Source organism: Agathobacter sp., from assembly GCF_977054825.1.
This window is the reverse complement of sequence record NZ_CDRTEH010000027.1, coordinates 1-16,714: the sequence shown is the minus strand read 5'-3', so window position 1 is coordinate 16,714 and position 16,714 is coordinate 1. Positions and strand designations below refer to the sequence as shown.

Annotated in this window: 16 protein-coding genes and 1 pseudogene; 12 read left to right on the top strand and 5 right to left on the bottom strand. The window is 39.2% G+C overall.

Features of this window, described 5'->3' with window-relative positions; all coding sequences use genetic code 11:
* Positions 1–137: 137 nt before the first annotated feature.
* Positions 138–995, bottom strand: coding sequence for a helix-turn-helix domain-containing protein (locus tag ACW6PM_RS13270; protein ID WP_456057442.1), 858 nt, complete (start codon positions 993–995; stop codon positions 138–140).
* Between the two features lie 75 nt (positions 996–1,070).
* On the opposite strand from ACW6PM_RS13270, the pseudogene ACW6PM_RS13265 reads away from it, so the two are divergent.
* From ACW6PM_RS13265 to ACW6PM_RS13245, 5 genes and pseudogenes are all read left to right on the top strand, one after another.
* A pseudogene (locus ACW6PM_RS13265) lies at positions 1,071–1,282 on the top strand (glycoside hydrolase family 2 TIM barrel-domain containing protein); the annotation flags it as partial.
* Between the two features lie 152 nt (positions 1,283–1,434).
* Positions 1,435–2,799, top strand: coding sequence for an MFS transporter (locus tag ACW6PM_RS13260; RefSeq protein WP_456057441.1), 1,365 nt, complete (start codon positions 1,435–1,437; stop codon positions 2,797–2,799).
* A gap of 30 nt (positions 2,800–2,829) precedes the next feature.
* A complete protein-coding gene (locus ACW6PM_RS13255; protein ID WP_456057440.1) occupies positions 2,830–3,618 on the top strand; it encodes an AraC family transcriptional regulator in 789 nt (262 codons plus the stop codon).
* 506 nt (positions 3,619–4,124) lie between these two features.
* Positions 4,125–4,652: an isochorismatase family protein gene (locus ACW6PM_RS13250; RefSeq protein ID WP_456057439.1), complete on the top strand. Its 528-nt coding sequence runs from the start codon at positions 4,125–4,127 to the stop codon at positions 4,650–4,652.
* A 229-nt stretch (positions 4,653–4,881) separates the two neighbouring features.
* Positions 4,882–5,328 carry a flavodoxin family protein gene (locus ACW6PM_RS13245; protein ID WP_456057438.1) on the top strand — a complete coding sequence of 149 codons (447 nt, stop codon included), beginning with the start codon at positions 4,882–4,884 and terminating at the stop codon, positions 5,326–5,328.
* Between the two features lie 105 nt (positions 5,329–5,433).
* Here ACW6PM_RS13245 and ACW6PM_RS13240 read toward each other — a convergent pair whose 3' ends face one another.
* Positions 5,434–6,012 carry a tyrosine-type recombinase/integrase gene (locus ACW6PM_RS13240; RefSeq protein WP_456057437.1) on the bottom strand — a complete coding sequence of 193 codons (579 nt, stop codon included), beginning with the start codon at positions 6,010–6,012 and terminating at the stop codon, positions 5,434–5,436.
* A gap of 453 nt (positions 6,013–6,465) precedes the next feature.
* Between ACW6PM_RS13240 and ACW6PM_RS13235 the strand changes: the two genes are divergently transcribed.
* From ACW6PM_RS13235 to ACW6PM_RS13205, 7 genes are all read left to right on the top strand, one after another.
* A complete protein-coding gene (locus ACW6PM_RS13235) occupies positions 6,466–6,735 on the top strand; it encodes a carbon storage regulator (protein WP_012744140.1) in 270 nt (89 codons plus the stop codon).
* Between the two features lie 174 nt (positions 6,736–6,909).
* Entirely contained in the window at positions 6,910–8,397 is a 1,488-nt protein-coding gene (locus ACW6PM_RS13230; RefSeq protein ID WP_456057436.1) for a flagellin N-terminal helical domain-containing protein, read from the top strand.
* A 269-nt stretch (positions 8,398–8,666) separates the two neighbouring features.
* Entirely contained in the window at positions 8,667–10,091 is a 1,425-nt protein-coding gene (locus tag ACW6PM_RS13225; protein WP_456057435.1) for a flagellin N-terminal helical domain-containing protein, read from the top strand.
* 407 nt (positions 10,092–10,498) lie between these two features.
* Positions 10,499–11,401 carry a C39 family peptidase gene (locus ACW6PM_RS13220; RefSeq protein ID WP_456057434.1) on the top strand — a complete coding sequence of 301 codons (903 nt, stop codon included), beginning with the start codon at positions 10,499–10,501 and terminating at the stop codon, positions 11,399–11,401.
* Between the two features lie 126 nt (positions 11,402–11,527).
* Positions 11,528–12,190, top strand: coding sequence for a response regulator transcription factor (locus ACW6PM_RS13215; RefSeq protein ID WP_456057433.1), 663 nt, complete (start codon positions 11,528–11,530; stop codon positions 12,188–12,190).
* Entirely contained in the window at positions 12,187–13,617 is a 1,431-nt protein-coding gene (locus ACW6PM_RS13210; RefSeq protein WP_456057432.1) for an ATP-binding protein, read from the top strand. The genes ACW6PM_RS13215 and ACW6PM_RS13210 overlap by 4 nt, the downstream gene beginning before the upstream one ends.
* The gene (locus ACW6PM_RS13205) at positions 13,607–14,617 is read left to right on the top strand and encodes a hypothetical protein (RefSeq protein WP_456057431.1); all 1,011 of its coding nucleotides are present in this window, start codon (positions 13,607–13,609) and stop codon (positions 14,615–14,617) included. Before ACW6PM_RS13210 ends, ACW6PM_RS13205 begins: the two co-directional genes overlap by 11 nt.
* Positions 14,618–14,676: 59 nt before the next feature.
* Here the strand turns inward: ACW6PM_RS13205 and ACW6PM_RS13200 are convergent, their stop codons facing one another.
* The 3 genes from ACW6PM_RS13200 to ACW6PM_RS13190 are packed head-to-tail and all read right to left on the bottom strand — an operon-like array spanning position 14,677 to position 16,644.
* Positions 14,677–15,579 carry a TlpA disulfide reductase family protein gene (locus ACW6PM_RS13200; protein ID WP_456057430.1) on the bottom strand — a complete coding sequence of 301 codons (903 nt, stop codon included), beginning with the start codon at positions 15,577–15,579 and terminating at the stop codon, positions 14,677–14,679.
* Positions 15,580–15,620: 41 nt separating this feature from the next.
* A complete protein-coding gene (locus tag ACW6PM_RS13195) occupies positions 15,621–16,508 on the bottom strand; it encodes a 4Fe-4S binding protein (RefSeq protein ID WP_456057429.1) in 888 nt (295 codons plus the stop codon).
* Positions 16,501–16,644 (bottom strand): CD1871A family CXXC motif-containing protein, encoded by a 144-nt coding sequence (locus ACW6PM_RS13190; protein ID WP_009263530.1) that lies wholly within the window; start codon positions 16,642–16,644, stop codon positions 16,501–16,503. The genes ACW6PM_RS13195 and ACW6PM_RS13190 overlap by 8 nt, the downstream gene beginning before the upstream one ends.
* Positions 16,645–16,714: the final 70 nt, after the last annotated feature.

The window sequence follows — 16,714 nt, the reverse complement described above, 5'->3', positions numbered from 1 at the left end:
GCACCATTTTTTATACCCAAAGATGCAGACGTGATCAAAAATAGAAAAATTCATACAAAGAAACGCCAAAACCGACATTTGCCGGAGTTGGCGTTTCTTAATTAGGGACTTATTTTACAGCCCCTTTTGTCTTGTTATTATGTATTTCTGGCTCTGTATTCAGAAGGAGAACAGCCTTTTTGTTTATGGAATAATCGACTGAAGTATAGTGGATTATTGTATCCGACAATGCCTGCAATCTCGTTTATAGAGTAGGATGTCGTTTCAAGCAGCACCTGTGCGTTTGTCATCCTTAGTGCTGTGAGAAATTGTACTGGTGTATTACCGGTATATTTCCGAAAGCTCCTGATAAACCAGCTTATGCTCATACCAATTGATGAAGCATATTCCTCCACGTTAATAGAGCGGTTGTAGTTTGTATTGAAATATGTAATTGCTGTATCCATCTGGCTGTCAAGGAATTCATTTCTGATTACATGCTCAGTTGTTATTTTACGATTAAATATAATCAAAAGGTGTCGTAGCAAAAGCATGAGCATTTCCTCATAATTGTCCTGACATCTTTGAAGTTCTGTAATAATCCTTTTGAAAACCTGTTCATATTCAAGAGACGTTCCAACATTAAAGACTCTTTTATTGTCTGTAAATCCGTATTTTCTTAAAGTGTTTTTTACGTCGCTTCCGGTAAAGTGAATCCAATATATCTGAGTCTTATCCTTACCATAAAATTCATATTTTTGAAGCTCTTTTGGACGAAATAACACTATATGTCCGGCTGGAATGATTGTCTCATTTTCAGGATTGTCAAAGTGGAAATGAACTAGACCTGATGATATATATATAATCTGGTAATCCAGTCTTCCTCTGGGCCTGTATGTAGGCATCTTAGGATGCTGTGACAGGCGATAGGTTCCGCAGCTTCCTACAATCAGAGGGCGGCTTTTATCTTTAAAATCTTTATGTGAATGATTCAAATATCCCGTGTTAATATACATTATACACCTCCGCTTGTATTGTAGCATTTTATGCATGTTTTGTCTATTTATATTTATGGACAAAAAATTCACAGTGTCATTTATTTTAACGGAGAGAAGATTAAATTTCGTGGTGTAAACAGGCACGATTCTGATCCTGAGACAGGCTTTACAATCAGTGTAGAGCAGCTTAAGAAGGATTTGATGACTTTTATCAGATGTGTGATTTGTATGGATTTATGGTTATTGATGAGGCAGATATAGAGTCTCATGGACCATTTATGATATACAGAAAAGAAGATACAGATTAGGTACAGAGAGATAAATACACCTGTTTTAAAAAAAGTGTATCATTTTGTGCATATTTCAGCCTTTTATGTTTATAGACAAAATTTGCACAAATATATAAAATTGGTATAGCTGTTAAAGATAAAACAAAGTAATTAATTGGAGGTTTCGTATGGAGGAAAAGACGTACTTAAAGTGGTACAACAAAATTGGTTATGGTTCCGGTGATATTGCAGGAAATGTAGTATATGCATTCCTGACGTCCTTTGTTATGGTATATCTTACAGATACTATAGGACTTGCATCAGGAATCGTTGGAACATTAATCGCAGCATCAAAATTATTTGATGGTTTTACAGATGTTTTCTTTGGTTCACTTATTGATAAAACACATACAAAGCTTGGAAAAGCAAGACCTTGGATGATTTATGGCTATATAGGTTGTGCTTTGACACTTGTAGCAGTTTTTGCAATTCCTACAAGCTGGGGCAGGACTGCTCAATATGCATGGTTCTTTATAGCATATACATTATTGAATGGTGTATTTTACACAGCAAATAATATTGCATATTCTGCACTTACTTCGCTGGTAACAAAGAATAGCAAAGAGCGTGTACAGATGGGCTCTTACCGTTTTATTTTTGCCTTTTCAACGAGTCTTATAATTCAGTCTATAACAGTTGCATTTGTTGATATATGCGGTGGAGGTGCTGCTGCATGGAGATTCGTAGCTATTATTTATGCAGTGATAGGTCTTGTAGTAAATACGATTTCAGGATTGTCGGTTAAGGAGCTTCCGGAAGAGGAGCTTAACGCTGGAATAGAGAACGGTGAAGAAAAGAAGTATGGTCTTGTTCAGGCATTTAAGCTACTTGTTAAGAATAAGTACTATATGATGATTTGTGGAACTTATATATTGCAGCAGTTATACAGTGCTATGATTGGCGCAGGTATTTATTACTGTACATGGGTCCTTAAGAATAAAAATCTGTTTGGTGTATTTGCGTGGGCTGTAAATATTCCTCTTATAATAGCACTTGTTTTCACACCAACTCTTGTTGGAAAGTGGAAGGGAATGTATAAGCTTAATAAACGTGGATATATTCTGGCTACAATAGCAAGAGCATTTGTGATTGTAGCAGGATACATGGGAAGCGTTCCACTGATGATGCTGTTTACTGCAGTTGCAGCATTAGGACAGGGACCTTGGCAGGGAGATATGAATGCAGTAATTGCCGAGTGCTCTGAGTATACTTACCTGACTCAGGGAAAACGAGTAGATGGAACTATGTATTCATGTACATCACTTGGAATCAAAATTGGTGGTGGAATTGGAACAGCTATTGTAGGATGGCTGCTTGAAATCAGTGGTTATGTTGGTACAAATGCGACTCAGCCGGCATCTGCAATTACTATGCTTCAGGTAATGTATTTATGGTTACCATTTGTATTTGAGATTCTTATTACAATTCTTCTTTCAAAGATGAATGTAGAAGCTGCAAATGAAAAGCTTAGAAGAGAAAAAGGAATTGAGTAATTATCGTATAATATGGGAGAGATGATCTGAGTGCATTTAACGTTTGAAAATACAAATGAAGAGATTATTGCAGTAAAGCGGAAACCACGGCACCAGCCACCACATCTACATAATGCAATGGAAATTGTATGTGTTACGAAAGGAACATTGGAGCTTGGTGTAGGACAGGAGCTGTATCACATGGAAACAGGTGATATAGGAATAGTATTTCCTGATGTTATACATCATTATCAGGTGTTTTCATCAGAAGTCAATGAGGCGATTTTTATTAATGCTCCACAAATGATTTTTGGTAGATTTGAAAATGTACTGAGGAATAATGCTCCACAATATCCTGTTGTAAAAAGTGATGTTATTCCGGATGAAGTGTACAGAGCAGTGGAATCCATAATAGATACCGGGCAGGATGACATATGGGTTGTTCAAGCTTATTTGCAGATTATACTTGCAAGATGTATTCCGATGATGAAATTAGTGGAAAAGAGCAAAATTGGCAGCGATGATATAATATACCGTACCGTATCCTATATTTCTGCCAATTTTAATAAGAGTATATCGCTTGATGGAATGGCACATGACCTTGGGGTGAGCAAATTTTCATTATCCAGATTGTTTTCAAAGACATTCCACAGCAGTTTTAATCAATATGTGAATGAGGCGCGTCTGGGGTATGCCTGTCAGAGAATTGAAACAACAGATGATACCCTGACAGAAATCTCGATGGACAGTGGTTTTGGAAGTCTTAGAACCTTTAATCGTGTTTTTAAAGAGAAATATAGATTGACACCAAGCGAGTATAGAAATAAATTACAAAAATGATAGAACATCCCATTATTGAGTTTAAGTAATCTCTAATGTAATTTAATGGTGTATGCATTACTTAGTAAGTATGGCATACACCATTTTTATTTATGTCTACCAAGTTTACGTGTTAATCCTAAGCTAAAGTCTACGAGATGTCTACAGATTTTTTGTAGGACATAAAATTTTGGATTGACATATTTTTACATGACAGGTAATATAACATTAAAGATAGGCAACTTGAGTGTCTGCCAAGCGGTAAAGTAAGGTGTTGTGCCAGAGAGCAGTGCCTTATGAGCTTTATAAGGGTTTAACATTTACCACAATCTGGCTAGAGGTTAATCCTCGAAAGAAAATGTTAGAAGGGCTCTGCTTTTGCAGAGCCTTTCTTAATCTAAAGAAGTAGTGGAGAATTCCAAGTTCCGAAGCAGTTTTCATCTGAAGCAGAAGTTACGTGCTATTACTATATTCGAATTTAGTTTATTTGAATCAAAGCAAAAAGTCCGAAAAAGGAGAGATTATTCATGGTTTTATTGGTTGTAGATGCACAGAATGGTATCGTGGATGAACGCTTATATGCGTTCAGAAAGTTTATTAGTAATATCAAAAAGCTGATTGGAGCAGCTCGAGAACAAGGTATAGAAGTTCTTTATGTACAACATGATGATGGACCAGATACCGGATTCTCTATCGGGGATGATGAGTTTGAGGTCTATTCCGAGTTTCAACCGATGCCTGATGAAAAACGATTTATCAAGTCCGTATGCAGTGCGTTCAAAAAAGAGAGTGGTCTGCTTGAGTATCTGACTGCAAAGGAAGAAAAAGACGTGATGATTTGTGGCATTATGACGGATTTCTGTATCAATGCCACGGTAGAGGCTGGTTTTGAGCATGGCTTACACATGATTGTTCCTGCCTATGCAAATTCTACGCAGGACAATGAGTACATGACTAGGGAACAGGCTTACAATTACTATAATGAATTTCTCTGGCCTGAACGATATGCAGACTGCATACCAATGGACAGGGCATTGGAATTACTCAAAAAATGATATAGAGTAAAGTGTCTTTGCTGAATACCTTTGTTACCGAAATACATTACATATACTTCAAGATTATGTTGCAGTAAATCCAATAAATCAGTATCATATATTTATACATACAAACAGCGTAGAAGTTTTAAAATATGAATGCGGAATAAAACAGAGGATAAGAGGATATGAAGAACGATGAACCGGAGATAAAACCGGCATACAAAAATCCTTTAATGGAGCATTACAGATGAAGACAGCAATAGTATATGCATCAGTGCATCACGGAAACACAAAAAAGATAATAGACGAGATAGCAAAGACAAACGATGTCGAGCTGATAGATGCGACACAGACTGTGGAGAAAGACCTGTCGGAATATGATTTAATATGTTTTGCATCAGGAGTATATGGTGGAAAGTTCCATCAATCGGTGCTTAAGTTTGCATCAGTCAATCTCACAGACAACAAAAATATATTTCTAATCTGTACATATGGTGGCAGACCTGTTTTTAAGTCAATTGAGCAGGTGATAGCAGACAAACATGACAACATTGTCGGAAGGTTTTCATGCAAGGGATTTGATACGTTTGGTCCGTTTAAGCTAATTGGTGGTGTATCAAAGGGGCATCCGGATGAGAAAGACCTTGCGGCAGCAGTAGAGTTTTACAACGGATTAAAATTAAAGTATGATTAGAATCTGTATATTAGTAAACTATCTTTTTATAAGCTAAACTCCAAAAAAGCCAGCCGGTTGCAAACGGCTGGCTTTTAGCTATAATAAATTTCAATATGTACAAAACTATAGTTCAAGATTCAGATAAATCTCATCACGTTCATCCTGCTCAATACCCAGATAATGCTGCGTGACTTTATAGGACGAGTGATTGTAGACATCCATCAGCAGAGCAGGTGGAGTGCCGTTCTTCCAGGCGTGATATCCAAATGTCTTTCTTAGAGAGTGACAGCTGATATGTTCATCCTGAACGGTCTCCTCGGCAGCAGTCCTTACAATTCGGTATGCCTGAACTCTGTTTATTGGCTGCCTCCTGCAGGTGGCTTTTGTAAAAATAAACTCATGTTCAGTCGGATGCCGTTCGTTGAAATATGCCCGGAGAGCATCGGTGGCATTGCAGTTCAGAGTGACATAGTTATTCTTGCCGGTCTTTTGCTCGTTGATAAGAAAATGAGAGCGAAATACATGGTGCTCGAAATTGTATACGTTATCCCACTTCAATTTAAGCAGGTCACTGATTCTTAGTGCAGTGTTTAATCCCATAACAATTAAACAGTAATTGCGGCGGTTTGGATGGATATCTTTATAGTACATCCTGAAAGCCGCCAGTTCATCCTTATTTCGGATTGGCTGTGTAGTTCCCATTGAATACTCCTTTGCAGTAGAAAATATTATCAGGCACATGCCGCATGACAGACTCTTCCCTGGAATATCCAAAATCCACAACAAAATAATAGTAATTATAAAAAGCAAAAAATGCAACATTTTATAGTAAAATGTTACATTTTTTGCTTTACACCTATTATATCGGACACCATTTGCAGACCTTAACCCCCAAGAATAAAATTTTTTAAAATAATTTTCTTTACATTTTTTTATCAGTTTTAATTAATTTCACGGGATTTAATTATATCCAGTGAAAGATAAAGCAATTCTTGATGAAATATGACTAAACCGGCATAAATATTTGATGTTATTTAATCAGCCTTTGTTTTGACACATTATTAATCTGCGAAAAAATGCAACATTTTACTATAAAATGTTGCATATTTCGGAAAAGCATGGACAAAGCTATTCCCTAGTGCATGGAGGTAGAAAATGCTCAAATTATCATTAAAGGAAGGGCAATATGTAAATATCGGAGATGATATCCGAATCGTGTTCGCGGGTGGAACAGGAAAGCACTGTCGATTACTGATAGATGCTCCCAAAGAACTGAATATCGCAAGATCCAACAACGAACCGGACCCGGCGAAGCGAAAAGATACATATTATCCTGAACCTGAGTTTTCCAGTGAGGCAAAGAAACAAATCAAGCAAATCATCTGGAATGAGAAAGAGCGTCAGAAAAAGACGCAAAGCAACTAATCAAGTTAATAGGCGGCCGTGGCAGATGCCACAACCCGGAAAGCCGTTTGTTATAGAAAAACCGCAACTGCTTAAATAAAAAATAAATACAAAGCAGCTGCAAAACCCTCGGGAAAAGGATTTCCAGAGGTCAAACATAATAACCCATGAACGTGGGACAAGGAGGATTATATTATGGTAGTACAACACAACATGCAGGCAGCAAATGCCAACAGAATGCTCAACGTAACAACAAGCGCACAGTCAAAGAGCACAGAGAAGCTTTCTTCTGGTTATAGAATCAACCGTGCAGCAGATGATGCAGCTGGACTTACAATTTCTGAGAAGATGAGAAAGCAGATTCGTGGTCTTGACCAGGCATCTACAAACGCACAGGATGGTGTTTCATCAGTACAGACAGCAGAAGGTGCCCTCACAGAGGTACACTCAATGCTTCAGCGTATGAACGAGCTGGCAACACAGGCAGCCAATGGTACAAACTCAAAGGATTCAGACCGTCAGGCTATTCAGGATGAAATTGAACAGCTGACAACTGAAATTGACCGTGTATCTGAGACAACCAAGTTTAACGAGACATACTTGTTAAAGGGTGATGCAGGAACAAAGGCAATTAACTTGAAAGCTCATGATGCTGGTCTTAAAGGAACACTGACTGACAATGGGGATGGAACAGCTACATTTACCATGAATGAATTAAAAGCAGGCGACAGTGTTAGTATTGGTGGAAAAACTTACAAGATTGGCGCATCAACCAAAGAATTGAATGATATGTTAAAAAAAGCTGATATTGATGGAAATCATACAGATGTTACTATTAATGGTGACACATATAAGTGGAAGGCTGCTGTGGCTGCAAATAATACAGCACAACCACCAGTGGATGGTTCAGCTGAAGGTTGGTATAAAGATGGCAAATTGCCTGCAAATACGGGTGCAGGAAAGATTCATGATGCAGACTATTCAAGTGCTGCTAATATTGCCCAAAAAGTTAAAGCTGGTACTGTTGAAGTTGGTACAAATAAATTAACAATCATCACGGATAAGAATGATGACGGAGTAGATGACAATGATGTTAGCGTAATTAGCAAAGAGAAGGCTTATACTCTTGCAGCAGGAGAATTATTAAAGGCTAACCAGATTGGCGATACAAATAATCAGGCTAAGGTTGGTATTGATGATACATATGCTGCAATGACACTTAATAATGCCACAAACAGCATTAAAATTCATGCTGGACAAGCTCAAGTTGCCAACAGCTTAGCATTTAGCCTTCACGTAGGTGCAGATGCCGACATGACAAACAAGATTCAGGTTAACATTGAAGCTATGGATTCTGCAAGTCTTGGTATCAAAGGACTTAACATCAAGGATGATTCCGGAAACGCTGCAACATACGCAGTAGACGCTATTTCAGATGCTATCTCAAAGGTATCTTCACAGCGTTCATCACTCGGTGCAGTTCAGAATCGTCTTGAGCACACAATCAACAACCTCGACAACGTAGTTGAGAATACTACAACAGCTGAGTCTCGTATCCGTGATACAGATATGGCTGAAGAGATGGTTAACTACAGCAAGAATAACATTCTTGCACAGGCTGGACAGTCTATGCTTGCACAGGCTAATCAGTCAAATCAGGGTGTACTTTCACTCTTACAGTAATCATCAGGTAGTTTAGATTAATCAATTTTACTGATTAATTTTCGTAAAGTAAAATTACAGATTTTCAAATTAAACTATTCGAAATAACAAGGAAAATAAAATAAAAGATAACAGGCGGCTGTGGCATAAGCCACAGCCGGGAAGCCGCTTGTTATAGAAAAACGCAACTGCTTAAATAAAAAACACAAAGCAGCTGCAAAACCCTCGGGAAAAGGATTTCCAGAGGTCAAACATAATAACCCACAGTGTGGGACAAGGAGGATTATATTATGGTAGTACAACACAACATGCAGGCAGCAAATGCCAACAGAATGCTCAACGTAACAACAAGCGCACAGTCAAAGAGCACAGAGAAGCTTTCATCAGGTTACAGAATTAATCGTGCAGCAGATGATGCAGCCGGACTCACAATTTCTGAGAAGATGAGAAAGCAGATTCGTGGTCTTGATCAGGCATCTACAAATGCTCAGGATGGTGTTTCATCAGTGCAGACAGCAGAGGGTGCTCTTACAGAGGTTCACTCAATGCTTCAGCGTATGAACGAGCTTGCAACACAGGCAGCCAATGGTACAAACTCAAAGGATTCAGACCGTCAGGCTATCCAGGATGAGATTGACCAGCTTACAACAGAGATTGACCGTGTATCAGAGACAACAAAGTTCAATGAGACATATCTGTTAAAAGGTGAGGCCGGTACAAAGACAATCAATATGAAGGCTCATGACGCAGGTCTTAAGGGAACACTTACAGATAACGGCGATGGAACTGCTACATTTGTTATGGATTCACTTAAAGATGGAGATAGCGTAAGTATTGGTGGTAAGACATATACTATTGGAAGTAAAAAGGCTGATGTAGATACAGTAGTTGCAAATAAAGTAAAGGGAGCAGGTGATACGTTTACCGTAAATGGACAAGAAATCACAATTACTGCAGCTTATACTGATGCTGGAAATGCAGATCCTGACAAAGTAGCTGCTGGAAAAGCCGCTGATCAAAAAGCAGGAAAGTATACAGTGACTGATGCAAAAGCACTTGTAAAAGAGGGAGCAACAGTAAAGGTCGGAACAGATGAGTACAAAGTTATGACCGATAAAAATAATAATGGCATAGATGATACTGATACATCTGTAATTTCTAAGGATGTTGCATATAGTCTTGCATCAAAAGAACTTTTAGCTGCCAACCAGATTGGTGACACAAAGGGAGATGCCAAGATAGAAAATGCAGGTACAAAGGTAGATGGTTCTTTCAAGATTACAACAGGAAAGGCAGATGTTGCTAACAGCCTTTCATTCAGCCTTCACGTAGGTGCAGATGCTGACATGACAAACAAGATTCAGGTCAACATCGATGCTATGGATTCTGCAAGCCTTGGTATCAAAGGACTTAATGTAAAGGATGATTCCGGAAACGCTGCAACATACGCAGTAGACGCTATTTCAGATGCTATCTCAAAGGTATCTTCACAGCGTTCATCACTTGGTGCTGTTCAGAACCGTCTTGAGCACACAATCAACAACCTCGACAACGTAGTTGAGAATACTACATCAGCTGAGTCTCGTATCCGTGATACAGATATGGCTGAAGAGATGGTTAACTACAGCAAGAATAACATTCTTGCACAGGCTGGACAGTCTATGCTTGCACAGGCTAATCAGTCAAACCAGGGTGTACTTTCACTCTTACAGTAATCATCTACAATTTAATGTTGTACAAAGCAGGAAGAGCTCGAAAGGGCTCTTTTTGCTTATTTTCCCATCTGTACTGATTTTGTAGATTTATCAAGTGCAAATATTTCTTCAATTGGTACTCCGAAATAGTCGGACATCTCAAACATGAATTCTGCGGACGGACGGCATTAGCCCAGCTCAACGCGTCGGCATTCAATCACTTCTTTCATTATAATTCATTAAAACCGGTAATCTGGTACATCATTAGAATTAATTTTGCCGACAACCTTTCCGAATACATCCAGACGGTCAGACTCTAATATTGGAACATTTTACAACTATGACACAAGTATGCAACATAATAAACGAATGCTTCTGATAGAGTAATGATACACAATATCAGTCACAAAGAAGCAGGAGGATAGAAAGTGGACAGGACACAATACAAATGTTGCAGACAGGGGGCAAATTTACGTCGAAGGAGACGCAGGCACAGAAAAATACGAAGTTCAGTTATATTTTCATGTAGTATCATAGCTGTGGCTGTATTTGTGATTGTTGGAAGCCGTATGATAACATCCGGCGATGGCGGGACAAATAAATATGATGTTGAAGCCGGAAATAATACATATGATAATGCAGTTATAGAAAATAGCAAAATCTATGAAAATAATAAGATACAAAATGAACAGTCAATGCTTGATGATATAATGAACAGTACCCAATATCCAAAACAGCTACAGGAGCTTGCTTTGAAAAATGAAGAGGCACTTGAGTTTGTGTATGATTATCCGACGGAACATGTGAAGGAACACATAGTTGATTTGACAGAAGAAGCGTCTATGGATAGTGTTCCGTTATTTGTGCAGTGGGATAAACGCTGGGGCTACGAAAAGTATAGCGGCAATTTTTTCGCAGCAAGCGGATGCGGTCCCACTACACTTTCGATGGTAGTGGTTTACCTGACACACAACAGAGATGCATCACCGCTTGCAGTAGCAAAGTATTCAAAGGAAGCCGGTTACAGTGTAGATGGATCGGGAAGTTCATGGACACTTATAAGTGAAGGCTGCAGGCACTATGGCGTAAAAGCAAAGACAGTGTCGTTGGATGAGAGCAGAATGAAGGCAGAGCTTGATGCAGGACATCCTATTGTGGTAAATGTAGGACCGGGGGATTTTACCGATACAGGACATTTTATGGTTATAACAGGCTATGATGATGAAGGCTTTTCAATAAATGATCCAAACAGCATTGAAAAAAGTGGCAAAAGGTGGTTATTCAAAAATATATCATCTCAGATTAGAGCTGTCTGGAGTATGTATGTGTGAAAATATATTTGTATAAGTGCCGGTAAAACATCCTATTATTGAGATAAATAATAGGGTGTTTTTTACAACTATGACACATCTTTATGCTATAATAATTCTATCATAATCATAGAAGAGGAGCAGCTTATGACCAGTATTCTCATAGTGGAAGATGACAACGACATAAATAATTTAATATGTGACACCTTAAAGGCTGAGGGATATCAATGCGAAAGAGCGTTTGATGGCAAGGAAGGGGCGGACAAAATTGAGCAGAACAGGTACGATCTTCTGCTGCTGGATATTATGCTTCCTGAGATAAATGGTTATGAATTGCTTGACTATGTCAGGAGAATTGGGGATACTCCGGTCATAATAATATCTGCCATGGGACAGGTGGATGAAAGAATACGCGGGCTTCGTATGGGCGCGGATGATTACATATGCAAACCATTTCAGATAGGGGAGCTGCTTGCGAGAGTGGAAACTGTATTAAGGCGAACTCAGCGCACGGCAGAGCGTCTGGAAATAGAGGATGTAGCTATAGATCCAAAATCACGTATGGTGACAAAGGCAGGTGAGCAGGTAGAGCTCACAGTAAAGGAATTTGACCTGCTGTATGAGCTTATGAAGAATAAGAATGTTGCACTTAGCAGGCGCAGGCTTTATGAGCTTGTATGGCAGGAGGAGTATACAGGGGAGACGAGGACACTTGACTCACATGTACAAAGACTGAGGAAAAAGCTTGACTGGAATGATAAGATTGTCACGGTTTTCAGGATTGGCTATCGTCTGGAGGTTCGCGGATGAAATTTTTCTATAAAATGTTTCTTGGAATGACAGTGGTACTGGCTGTTGCCCTTGGAATGATAGAATATGTGACACTATCATATTCACTGGAGCATGCAGCGAAAAGGGAGCAGGATAGCGCACTTTCACAGCATCAGATGATAAAATACTCGATTGAAACGGTAATCCTTAATATGAAGAGTGAGGATGTGGATAAAGAGCTTACAGATATGATGTCGCAGTCGGCAAAATCCATTGTTGGAGATGAAGGGGGAATGTATCTTGCCGATGATGATGGAAAAAAGGTATATGCCAATTCATGTAATTATGAGCAAAAGGATACAAAGGTAAAGGATGGTACGCTTACATACAGTATAGTGTCAAAAGAGAATACTAAAGATACCGGTGAAAAGCAAAGCGGCAGATATATCCATGTCAAAAGCAGCTTTAAGCTGAATGATAACAAGTATATTCTGATAACGGAAAGTGACATTACACCGGTTTTTAATGAGTCAAAGGAGCTTAGGTATAGATGCAGCATGTACTACATTGTTATACTTGCTGTTGGTATGATGGTCATACTGATACTTTCTTTTATGATTACAAAGCCTCTTGCCGGATTAACAGCCACAACCAAAAAATTTGCAGATGGTGATTACACAGCAAGAAGTGATGTAAAGACAAAGGATGAAATAGGTGAGCTTGCAAAGGCTTTCAACGAGCTTGCAAAAAACCTTGAAAGCAAGGTTTATGAGCTTAGGATGGCGGCAAAGAAGCAGGAGGATTTTACTGCAAACTTTGCGCATGAGCTCAAAACCCCAATGACATCAATTATCGGATATGCCGATACCCTGTATCAGAAAAAATTGTCTGAGGATGAGGTGCACAGTGCTGCCGGAGTCATACTGAATGAGGGCATGAGACTTGAAGCATTATCGTTTAAGCTGCTGGAGCTTATCACTCTTGATAAAAATGATTTCAGGCTTGAAGAGACAAGGGTATCTGAGATTATAGCAGACTGTGTGGAAACCGCGCGTGAAGCAGCAAGAAAGCATAATACAGAGCTTGTGTACAGTGCGGATGAGGCATGGGTGTGGCTGGAATATGATCTGTTTAAGACCATGCTTCTTAACCTGATAGACAATGCAGTGAAATCAGGGGGCAGCAGGGTGGATGTATCAGGCAGTCTTATTTCGCACAGCGTTTATCGTATTGCAGTTTCGGACAATGGAAGAGGGATACCGCCTGAGGATATAGAGAGAATCACTGAGGCTTTTTATATGGTTGACAAGTCCAGATCAAGAAGTGAGCATGGAGCAGGGCTTGGGCTTGCACTTGTATCAAGGATTGCTCAGCTGCATCATATAAAAATCCATTATGAGAGTGAGTCAGGTAAAGGAACAAGGGTGTATTTTGATATGAAAGCGGAGGCATTGGATGAGAAGTAAGCATTTATCAATGCGCAAATTTATTGATAGGAAACCGGATAAAATAAAGGGTATAGTGTGTATATGCATTATTCTGGCAGTTGTATGTGCCGGAAATATGATACCGAATTATCTGATTTCACTTAAAGCAGCAAAAATAGCCAAAACGAGTACTACAATAAGCAACGCAGATATAAGTCCATACAGCAGCTCTATTTCAGCTGAAGAGAGGCTTACAAAGATGATGTCTCTGATGCAGGATAATGTAAATGAGCTGTGGAATGGGAAATATAGTGAGAAAAGGGAACCGTTGGATACTGAAATTCCGGTGGGACAGGCTTATAAGGTTATTCAGACTTTTCTGAAGGGTGCCTGTGAGCTGCAGAAGCAGTCAGCTATTACGCAGATGCTCGGTGAAGACGATATAGACATGCTGCAAAGTCTTGAAAGTAACTACTCAAAGGATACAGACAGTGAAAAAGAACAGACATATGAAGCTCCTGCTGAGCAATTCGTTGAAGCAGGCGTTTCGGATGCCGGCTTTGACAACACGATATCAGATTTTTTCGTTACATCGGATATAAGCAAGGAATTGTCAGCGTGGGTATTTATAATATCATTTGAAGATACGAGAATGCTTACTGCTGTTGATGCGGTGCTTGGAGTACCGTTTTATATTACGTATTATTGTGCTGATGTGGATAGTCCTAAGGCGCAGGCTGCAGTGATGAGAGATTTATATGTAAAGACGTATGGCAGTGATTATTCTATGGGTGATCCAAAAGAGTCTGAATCAAAAATAGATTCTTCCTTTGAGACAAATATAATAGAGAATTTTTATTATGGGAATAATTATGTCGAGGAGGATGATGAATATACTGGCTTTGAACCTTATGTATACTCTTGTTCATCAGACACGCTGCAGATGGAATATCAGGTTATTACAAGATTTCAAAGATTTGAAAAAAAGGGAAAGCAGGTGTCATCATATAAGTCGCGCGTGAATATATGTCTGTATTAACAGGACTAAAAAGCTCTCTGTGCAATGCACAGGAGCTTTTTATAGTTATATTTAGACCTCTATTTATTTGTGCTGTCTGCATCAATTACAGACTGAATCTGCTTCATAAGGGCATCATAGTTGTCCTTGTTATCAATTCCGCCGAGCATTGGTTCGCCTACAATATTGCCATTTCTGTCAACAAGTATAGTTGTTGGAAATGCCATGATTTCTGAGGCATATTTACCGGCAGCACTAGAGGAGTCAATTGACAGATTACGATATTTGACACCCTGGCTTTCAAGAACAGAGGCAGCCTCTTTGATAGCTGTTTTATTGCCATCGAAGGTCTCGGTGTTGATGCCAACAACTTCTCCGCCCATTGATTTGATAGCATCATTTAATTCGTTAAGCTTGGATAACTCAGCGACGCATGGTTTGCAGCCGGTAAACCAGAAATTGACGACTGTTACTGCATTACCGGAAAACAGGCTGTCATCAACCTTATTGCCATCAAAATCCTCACCGGAAAAATCACTGAATACAGATGAGGCTTTAGAGCTGTCCTTCTTGTTATCGTCTGATGATTTACTTTTGTTTTCAAGCTCTGCTATCTGTTCCTCGATTTTTCGTATGGTTTCAATATCCTCATTAAGTGTTTTAAGCTCATCGGCTGTGAATGAATCCTTGTTTGATTCTACGGTGCCGGCAAGATAATCAGCATAATTTCCGTTTGGATCGGCGTCGCTTTTATTCATCATGCCAAATGCCTTGTTCCACACATCAGCGTGATCTGCAAAAAGCTGATTTTCCTGCTGATATAAATCATCAAGTTTGGAATCTGATTTGCCGGATGCTTCTGTGCCGGCTTCGGTCTGAGTGTTCTTAGAATCTGTGTTGGAAGCTTGCTTTCCACCGCAGGCTGTAAGTGATAATGCTATGCAGAGTGTAAAAATAGAAATAAATGATAATTTGTTTTTCATGAGTAATTTCTCCTTTAAAATAATAGTAAAATGTTTAATAGCTATCTGTTGTCATTTTTTTGACATGATTTTCCCATAAACCGGTAGCAGATGGCGTCCTTCGGACAGGCCTTTATGCAGGCACCGCAGCGTATGCACTCGGGGTGATCCGGTGTCTTACACACATCCACATCCATCTTACATGCCTTTGAGCATTTACCGCATCCGACACATTTGCTGCTATCAACGGTGATTTTGAGAAGGCTGACCTTATTAAATAATGAGTAGATTGCTCCAAGCGGACAAATCCATTTACAGAATGGCCTGTAAAATAAAATACTTAGTACAATTACTGCAATTAAAATAATACACTTGAAGGAAAAAAGCTTTCCCAGTGCCGAACGGATAGCGGCATTTCCAATAGATAGCGGTATAGCACCCTCCAAAACACCTTGAGGACAGATGTATTTGCAGAAGAATGGGTCTCCCATTCCTATAGAGTTCGTTACAAGCATCGGAAGAAGTATAACGAAAACAATAAGAATGACATATTTTAGGTACCTAAGAGGCTTTAGCTTGGCTGTGGAAAATTTCTTTCCGGGGATTTTATGAAGTAAATCCTGAAACCATCCAAATGGGCACAAAAAACCACATATAAATCTGCCGAGAGTCACACCGAGTAAAATAAAAAATCCGGTTATGTAGTATGAAAACTTAAATTTGGATGACCCGACGACTGCCTGAAATGCCCCTATTGGACAGGCTCCTGTCGCGGCAGGGCAGGAGTAGCAGTTTAATCCGGGTACGCATACTGTTTTTGCATTGCCCTGATATATTTTACCCTTAAATAAATTTGGAATATGAATATTAGTCAGCAGTGTTGCTGCCGCCTGTATCCATCCACGTATTTTTGCCAGTTTTCTTGATAGTAATTTCTTTTCCTTATCCAATTCCGACACACTCCAGACATAGTTTTATTGCTTTACCAAGCACTGTAGCCGCCTCACCTCTGACTGCACCATAGCTTATCATGGATACACCAAGGATAAGCAGAATGATTTGACATGTTTTTTGGTATTTCAACATAATGTTGCTCCTTTTTGTTGTATTGTTGACCAGCTGACTTTGGTATTATACAATATAGGTTGTAAAATTA

What these genes read in the sequence shown, in the direction of transcription:
- ACW6PM_RS13215 (WP_456057433.1), top strand. Translation starts at nt 11,528, where the DNA reads ATGACCAGTATTCTCATAGTGGAAGATGACAACGACATAAATAATTTA.
- ACW6PM_RS13205 (WP_456057431.1), top strand. Translation starts at nt 13,607, where the DNA reads ATGAGAAGTAAGCATTTATCAATGCGCAAATTTATTGATAGGAAACCG.
- ACW6PM_RS13190 (WP_009263530.1), bottom strand. Translation starts at nt 16,644, where the DNA reads ATGTTGAAATACCAAAAAACATGTCAAATCATTCTGCTTATCCTTGGT.
- ACW6PM_RS13250 (WP_456057439.1), top strand. Translation starts at nt 4,125, where the DNA reads ATGGTTTTATTGGTTGTAGATGCACAGAATGGTATCGTGGATGAACGC.
- ACW6PM_RS13235 (WP_012744140.1), top strand. Translation starts at nt 6,466, where the DNA reads ATGCTCAAATTATCATTAAAGGAAGGGCAATATGTAAATATCGGAGAT.
- ACW6PM_RS13270 (WP_456057442.1), bottom strand. Translation starts at nt 995, where the DNA reads ATGTATATTAACACGGGATATTTGAATCATTCACATAAAGATTTTAAA.
- ACW6PM_RS13200 (WP_456057430.1), bottom strand. Translation starts at nt 15,579, where the DNA reads ATGAAAAACAAATTATCATTTATTTCTATTTTTACACTCTGCATAGCA.
- ACW6PM_RS13230 (WP_456057436.1), top strand. Translation starts at nt 6,910, where the DNA reads ATGGTAGTACAACACAACATGCAGGCAGCAAATGCCAACAGAATGCTC.
- ACW6PM_RS13260 (WP_456057441.1), top strand. Translation starts at nt 1,435, where the DNA reads ATGGAGGAAAAGACGTACTTAAAGTGGTACAACAAAATTGGTTATGGT.
- ACW6PM_RS13245 (WP_456057438.1), top strand. Translation starts at nt 4,882, where the DNA reads ATGAAGACAGCAATAGTATATGCATCAGTGCATCACGGAAACACAAAA.
- ACW6PM_RS13210 (WP_456057432.1), top strand. Translation starts at nt 12,187, where the DNA reads ATGAAATTTTTCTATAAAATGTTTCTTGGAATGACAGTGGTACTGGCT.
- ACW6PM_RS13240 (WP_456057437.1), bottom strand. Translation starts at nt 6,012, where the DNA reads ATGGGAACTACACAGCCAATCCGAAATAAGGATGAACTGGCGGCTTTC.
- ACW6PM_RS13225 (WP_456057435.1), top strand. Translation starts at nt 8,667, where the DNA reads ATGGTAGTACAACACAACATGCAGGCAGCAAATGCCAACAGAATGCTC.